Annotated in this window: 7 protein-coding genes and 3 pseudogenes; 6 read left to right on the forward strand and 4 right to left on the reverse strand. The window is 34.9% G+C overall.

From position 1 onward, the window contains the following. From OZD68_RS01825 to trpS, 6 genes and pseudogenes are all read left to right on the forward strand, one after another. Positions 1-224, forward strand: a pseudogene (locus OZD68_RS01825) (hypothetical protein); the annotation flags it as partial. A gap of 15 nt (positions 225-239) precedes the next feature. After that, positions 240-380: a hypothetical protein gene (locus OZD68_RS01830; protein ID WP_275008854.1), complete on the forward strand. Its 141-nt coding sequence runs from the start codon at positions 240-242 to the stop codon at positions 378-380. Between the two features lie 94 nt (positions 381-474). After that, complete coding sequence (gene rpsP, locus OZD68_RS01835; RefSeq protein ID WP_182309550.1) at positions 475-795, forward strand: 30S ribosomal protein S16; 321 nt, start codon at positions 475-477, stop codon at positions 793-795. A 10-nt stretch (positions 796-805) separates the two neighbouring features. Further along, positions 806-1,783: a polyprenyl synthetase family protein gene (locus tag OZD68_RS01840; RefSeq protein WP_182309551.1), complete on the forward strand. Its 978-nt coding sequence runs from the start codon at positions 806-808 to the stop codon at positions 1,781-1,783. A gap of 61 nt (positions 1,784-1,844) precedes the next feature. Beyond that, a complete protein-coding gene (locus OZD68_RS01845; RefSeq protein ID WP_155969407.1) occupies positions 1,845-2,414 on the forward strand; it encodes a nucleotide exchange factor GrpE in 570 nt (189 codons plus the stop codon). A 17-nt stretch (positions 2,415-2,431) separates the two neighbouring features. After that, complete coding sequence (gene trpS, locus OZD68_RS01850) at positions 2,432-3,430, forward strand: tryptophan--tRNA ligase (protein WP_182309552.1); 999 nt, start codon at positions 2,432-2,434, stop codon at positions 3,428-3,430. A 175-nt stretch (positions 3,431-3,605) separates the two neighbouring features. Here trpS and OZD68_RS01855 read toward each other — a convergent pair whose 3' ends face one another. The 4 genes and pseudogenes from OZD68_RS01855 to OZD68_RS01870 all read right to left on the reverse strand — a co-directional run. Then, positions 3,606-4,367, reverse strand: a complete 762-nt coding sequence (locus OZD68_RS01855) for an alpha/beta hydrolase (RefSeq protein ID WP_182309553.1) — start codon at positions 4,365-4,367, stop codon at positions 3,606-3,608. Between the two features lies 1 nt (position 4,368). Continuing rightward, entirely contained in the window at positions 4,369-4,896 is a 528-nt protein-coding gene (locus OZD68_RS01860; protein WP_010082469.1) for a c-type cytochrome, read from the reverse strand. Between the two features lie 440 nt (positions 4,897-5,336). After that, a pseudogene (locus tag OZD68_RS01865) lies at positions 5,337-6,094 on the reverse strand (transposase); the annotation flags it as partial. 152 nt (positions 6,095-6,246) lie between these two features. Continuing rightward, positions 6,247-6,696 (reverse strand): annotated as a pseudogene (locus tag OZD68_RS01870) (transposase); the annotation flags it as partial. Positions 6,697-6,730: the final 34 nt, after the last annotated feature.

Below are 6,730 nucleotides of genomic sequence, written 5' to 3' on the forward strand. Positions count from 1 at the left end.
AACAAACATTCGGGTTTAGTTTTAGGAATAAATCTGAGACAAATAGAGAGAAGGAACTACTTGTTATAGCTCTTTTTACAATAATCCGAACAGATCATAATATGCTACTGCTGTACCATAGCCATAAGCACATATCTTATCCTATTCGGACTATTGCGAGAAGTGCTATAAATGCTATTTGCTCAATAAGTTCACTGATATTGGTATGGCTAAATTTGAGATAGCTTCATAAATTTATTGTGCGTTACCTACTATCCGAAGAGCGATGCAACAAAGCCATTCCAGTGTCAAGCACTGGAATGACACCATTTGCTGTGCAATTTACCTTCAAAAATGAATGTTCGTATAGCTGTGCGCCCGGCACTGCCATACATTATTAGTAATCACATTATAAGGTGCAAAAGTTGTATAATTCATTTGACTTAAAACGGCTCATTGTATAAAATTGTGGCTAATATATGAATAAAGGTTAACATGGCAGTTAAAATAAGGTTGGCGAGGTTTGGCGCAAAGAAACGCCCTTTTTATAGGATAGTTGTAGCTGATTCACGAGCACCAAGAGATGGGCGTTTTATTGAGAAAATAGGACAATATGATCCAATATTACCAAAAGACAATAAAAATCGTGTTGTGGTGAAGGCTGATAGATTAAAACATTGGCTAAGCGTAGGCGCGCAAGCAACTGAAAGAGTACTGTGGTTTATCAAAAAAGGCATAGTAACTTTAGAAACAGAACCAAAGAAAACAGAAAAGAAGAAAGTAGAGAACGAGAAAGCACAAGGGCAAGAGGCATAAGTCTCTTAAAATGCTAATAACAAACAGCGATAAATTAGACGATATTGTATCTTCTGATTTGTCAGCTATGAATGACTTTGTCTTCAAAAATGTCAATGATGAAGATGCTAAGCTTGCTACTGATATTATATCTCATCTTGTTAGGTCAGGTGGAAAAAAAATAAGGCCTAAACTAGTTTTTATTATATGTAAAATGCTAAACTATTCTGGGGAGAATAGGATCAATGTTGCTGCATCGGTAGAGTTTATACACAATGCTACTTTACTTCATGATGATGTGCTCGATGAAAGTGAGGCACGCCATGGAGTTAAAACAGCGAATAAGATTTGGGGAAATAAATCAAGCATTTTAGTTGGTGATCTATTGTTGACACTAGCATTTAGATGGCTTATAGAGTGTGGAAATTTAAATATTCTCTCTATTTTATCTAAAGCATCGTATTTACTTGTGAATGGTGAAATAAAGCAGATGACAACACGTTTTGACCCCCACACAATCAGGGAAAATTATTTTGATATCATTGGAGAAAAGACAGCGTCTTTATTTTCTGCATGCTGTGAAGCTGCATCTACAGTATCTGGTGCAACAGATGACGAAACAGAGAGGCTAAAGAATTTTGGTTTTAATTTTGGTATGGCATTTCAAATAGTTGATGATATGCTCGATTATACTGCTAGTCAATGCACTTCTGGAAAGCAAATCGGAAAAGACTTTTTCGAAGGTAAAGTCACCTTACCTGCTATTATAGCATACGAAAAGGGCAGTCCAGCAGAGCAAAAATTCTGGGAAAAATGCTTTTCTTCAGCTAGACACAATTTTGACCAAGCATTACACTATATTAATCACCATAATGCCATTCAGCTTTCTATGGAAAAAGCTATACACTACATTAATATCGCACAAAATGATATTAGTACTTTTTCTGATTCTTTTTATAAAACTACTTTAATTAACTTTTTAAATGCGAGCATAGAAAGACGAATGTAGCTGGCGCTTGATATTTTCAGATTAATTGTTATATACTTATCAGATTCTTAAGGGTAATGATATGTCAGATAGCAGTAAGGAGAAAAAGAAGAAGTTTGCTGATATGGTAAGTAGGCAGAAAGGTGACGACCAACAAAGTGATAACCATAAGCAAACTGATGATTTAAATGAAGATCTCAATACATTAAGAGAACGTGCAGCTCAGCTTGAAGATCATTTACGCCGTGCTGTTGCAGATAATGAAAACGTCAAACGTATAATGCAAAAGCAAATTAGCGATGCAAGTGACTACGCAGTCACAAAACTTGCACGTGATATGATCGACTCGTGCGACAATTTAAAAAGAGTAATGGAAATTTTGAAAGACGGTGATCCTGTTCATGAGGGGATTAAAGTAGCTTATCAAAAAATTATAAATGATCTAAAAAAACATGGAATAGAGGAAGTAGATCCACTTGGTGAGCTTTTTGATAGTAATTTACACCAAGCTGTTGTGGAAAGAGAAGACAATGAAAAAAAGCCTGGCACCATTGTAGAGGTACTACAAACTGGTTATACTATCAAAAATAGGTTGCTCCGTCCTGCAATGGTTATTCTTTCTAAGAAATCTGCTGATTGTGGAAGCGATTAGCATGAGGTAAATGTATAATGACAAGTATTGTCTTTTCAGGTATCCAGCCAAGTGGCGTACTGCATTTAGGTAATTATCTTGGTGCAATCAAACAGTGGATAGACTTACAGGATAAATACAAATCTCTTTTTTGTATTGTCGACCTACACGCAATAACAGCAGATAAGCTTCCCGCAAGTGAATTAAAAAGTAATATTTTCAAAACAGCAGCAGCTTATATTGCATGCGGAATAGATACAGAAAAGTCCATTATTTTTAGTCAGTCCACAGTTAGTGGTCATGCAGAACTGGGCTGGCTGCTTGGATGCTATACACCAATTGGTTGGCTTAATCGCATGACTCAATTTAAAGATAAAGCTGGCAGCGATAAACAAAAAGCCTCTCTTGGATTATATAGTTATCCAGTACTTATGGCTGCAGATATATTGTTGTATCAAACTAAATACGTTCCTGTTGGTGATGATCAAAAACAGCATTTGGAGCTTGCACGTGATATTGCATCAGCTTTTAACAATCATTATAAGCTGGATTATTTCATCGTACCTGAAATCTTAACTTTGGATTGCACATCAAGGATAATGAGCTTAAGGGATGGCACAAGCAAGATGAGTAAATCTGATCCTTCAGAACATTCGTGCATTAACCTTGATGATACGGATGACTTAATTGTCAAAAAAATAGAAAAAGCAAAAACAGATTCAATTCTAGGCTTTGCTACTTTAAAGTGCCGACCAGAAATAAGCAATTTGATAAACATTTATTCAGTGCTTAGTAATGTAAATGCAGAAAAAGTATGTGAAGAAGTGAACAAACATGACATGAAGCACTTCAAAAAAGAGTTAGCTGATTTAATTATCAGTGTTATATCACCCATACGTGAGAAAATGAATGATCTTTTAAAAGACCAATTCCATTTACATGAAATATTAAAAAAAGGCACAAAGAAAGCAGCAGAAATTGCAACCCATAATATAAAAGAAATCAAGGATATTATTGGATTTGCTCAATATCTGTAAGGTTCCAAAGTGTGATGGTGCGAACCGTCATACCGCCGCGGTATCTCAGCCGCTAACACGTAGCGGGATGACGGTTTTTCAAATTGTCGGTAAATCTAAGTCAGTTTAGCTATAGGCAGCAATTTTCTGTATTTATTTTAAGTTGAAGAAAGCTCAAATGAAAAATCGTGTTTTGCTAAAAATCACAGAATGCATTCTGGTTACAAAATTCTCTAATGGTCTTAAATAAAACTTCCAGTGAATGATTGTCAGACATACTGTGCTCTGCTGATTTTATTAAGTGTACTTCAACATCGGTTGACTTAATTTTTTCAGCTAAATTCAATGAAGTTTGATAAGGAACATCTTTATCATTAATGCTATGCAGCAAGCGCACAGGACAGTTTATATCTATTGTCTTTTTGTTTAAAAGAAGGTTCTTTCTGCCATCTTCGATCAAATTTTTAGTTATTTTGTATGTACAATGCTCTGAAGTAAAATCTATTACACCTTTAGAATCTAGTTCTTCTTTTTGCTTGCCTGACAATTGCTTGAATATCAAATCTTCAGTAAAATCGGGAGCAGACGATATACCAATTAGTGCTGCAATTTTTTCTCGAAATTGAAGGGCAGTGAGCAACATCAGCCATCCTCCCATACTTGAACCTATAATTATTTGTTTATCGCTAGTTAATTCACTCATTACTTTAGCACAATTTTTTTGCCAATCACTTATCGTGTAATCAATAAAATTACCACTTGAATGACCGTGACCAAAATAATCAAATAGCACAAGTGCTACGTCATTTTCTTGGCAAAATTTGTAAATAGCAGTTGCTTTAGTTCCATCCATATTGGATGCAAATCCACCGAAAAAAACTACAGAAGCTTTCTTTCCTTGTAGCCTTCGATATGCTATGTGACCATTATTTCCATCAAACAATTTACAATAATCCATACTACTTTGGCAAAGCAACCGGGCTATCACTCAATTGATGCAAATAACTAACTAGATCTGCAATTTCTTGTGGATTGGAAATACCTGCAAATGCCATACGTGTACCTTTTATATAGGCTTTTGGGTTCTTTAAAAAGGCAAATAGCTCCTCATACCCCCATTTTCCACCTCTTTCAAGCACTGCTTTTGAGTAATTGAATGAGTTACCAAGATGGGCCTTTTTATTTCCAACTATGTTCCATAAGTTTGGTCCTACTTTATTCATTCCACCTTTCTCAAAACTATGGCAGGCTATACATTTTTTTGCTGCTGATTTACCTTTCTCAAAGCTAGCATTCTGCATGAGCGCTCCAATATCAAGCGCCACTTGCTCGATTTTTTGCTGGAACTCATTGCTGCCAGCAGCTACTATCGTTTGGTGTTCAATCTTATATTCTTCTGGACTGTAAAGCATATCAACTACATTACTAACTATCATAATGATTAGCCCAGAAAGTAAAATCGATGCTGCAATCTTATTAAGCTCCATAGTTAATTTTTATTAAGTAATGTTACTTAAATTATGCGAATATTTTCTCAAATAGCAACCAATTACCTTGAAGCTCGCTAAAGATGAGAGTCTCTATAGCTGACCCAAGAAAGGTTTTCCTACGTCCATACCGCCGCGAACCTTCATACCGCGATTCATTCGCGGTATCTCAGCCGCTAACAAGAGATCCCGCTAACAAGTAGCGGGATGACGAGGTTCACTGCCATTAAGTTAAGGAAAGAATGGTTAAAAACTGAACTAAAAAGTCAGAAATAATTAAGGATTTATGACAAATGCTGAAACAGAATAGAGTAAACTTTAAAGCAGATAAACTCTGAAGTGTAAATTACTTAAGAAACAGTTTGTTTAGAAGTCATTTTACAGGAGCTATGGCAATAAGCTAACCAGTTATTATCAGAAGATATGAATACTACCTCTAGTCAAAATATGTGTTTTCTAACCCTTTTTTGGTAATTGAACGAACGAAGATAAGGTACCTTATGACGATCAACTTTCCTTCCATTTCTTACCGCCAAAGTGTTCATCAAAAATAGCTTTGATAATTGATCCATAATGCAGTCAGTATCTGATTCCGTAGCAAAAATGTCGAAAGCCAAGTTTTTGATCGCGTTAAATGAGACAGATTTGTTAATGCTCCTCTTAAGCTTATCATCGGTTAAGTCCATATTCAACGCTTCTTCTACATCTTCTGTCATAACACTTTCTAGGTTGCTAATAATGATAGCTGACCAAAAATCCTGTTTAACAGGCTCAACACTTTTTCCTGTAAAATTTTCTAGACTTAGTCTTCCTTTGAGTTTTGCAAAAAATGTCTCAACTCCCCAGCGTAAAAAATATAACTCCTTAAATCCTCCAGTTTGAAACTTTTGTTCATCCATTAATGATGTAGCTAACACTTCAATTTCACCAGATGGCAGTACCACTTTGAAGCGTTATTCCACTATTTTCTTGTTTTATCTTACGCTGAGCACATATGGTAACCTCAACACTAGATGGGCTTTTTTCTTCAAACATAGCATTCACTTCATTAAAAGATGATCTGGGACATCGAATGACATAAGCAATTTTTCTTTTTGTAAGGCTAGAAAGAAATTTATAAGATAAATATACAAATCAGTAAGTCATTAGTATTTACAACTTTAAGCATTTCATCTGCTAAGTTAATTTCATGAGTGTTATAGCCTTTCTTATAATAGTCCGAATGCGATAAGATATGTGTTTATGGCTATAGCAGGCCAGTAGCATATTATGGTCTGTTCGGATTATTGTAAAAAGAGCTATACCTCTATCTAACACTGACCTTATGGCAACATTATTTAGCACATCTTAACAAACCGCAAAGGTTGCACTTGCATAATCACCTAAATCTTTTGGTTTTTGGTTACGTATTTTTCTTGAGCCAAATTCATTTTTTATTTCAACGCTTGTTGGTAAAATGATTTTGGAGGCATCAAGAGCTAACACTCTAAAGCCAAAACAAGTTTTAAATTTTTGGTCTTGGTAGTACAAGGAAACCACACCTTCGTTAATTTCTGAAAATGCACTGTGTTTCATTTTTTTTCTTGCTTGACTAAAAGCACTAGCAGTAACGGTATAGTCTTTTTTCCTATATAAAATAAATTCGTTTAGTATCACTTGCAGCGACTTTACACTTTTTCTTAAAATTAAGATAAATATGTCAATAAAAGATAACTTCCTCTTTCTCATAAAATCTTTTGAAGATGATTTATGGGATTCTATAAATTCTAGACTTGCCAATTCATTTTGAATAAATTTTATTACTGCCTTTTTTACTCATACTACCTTTAAACTT

The organism is Wolbachia endosymbiont of Drosophila bicornuta (assembly GCF_028982105.1).
GTDB lineage: Bacteria > Pseudomonadota > Alphaproteobacteria > Rickettsiales > Anaplasmataceae > Wolbachia > Wolbachia pipientis.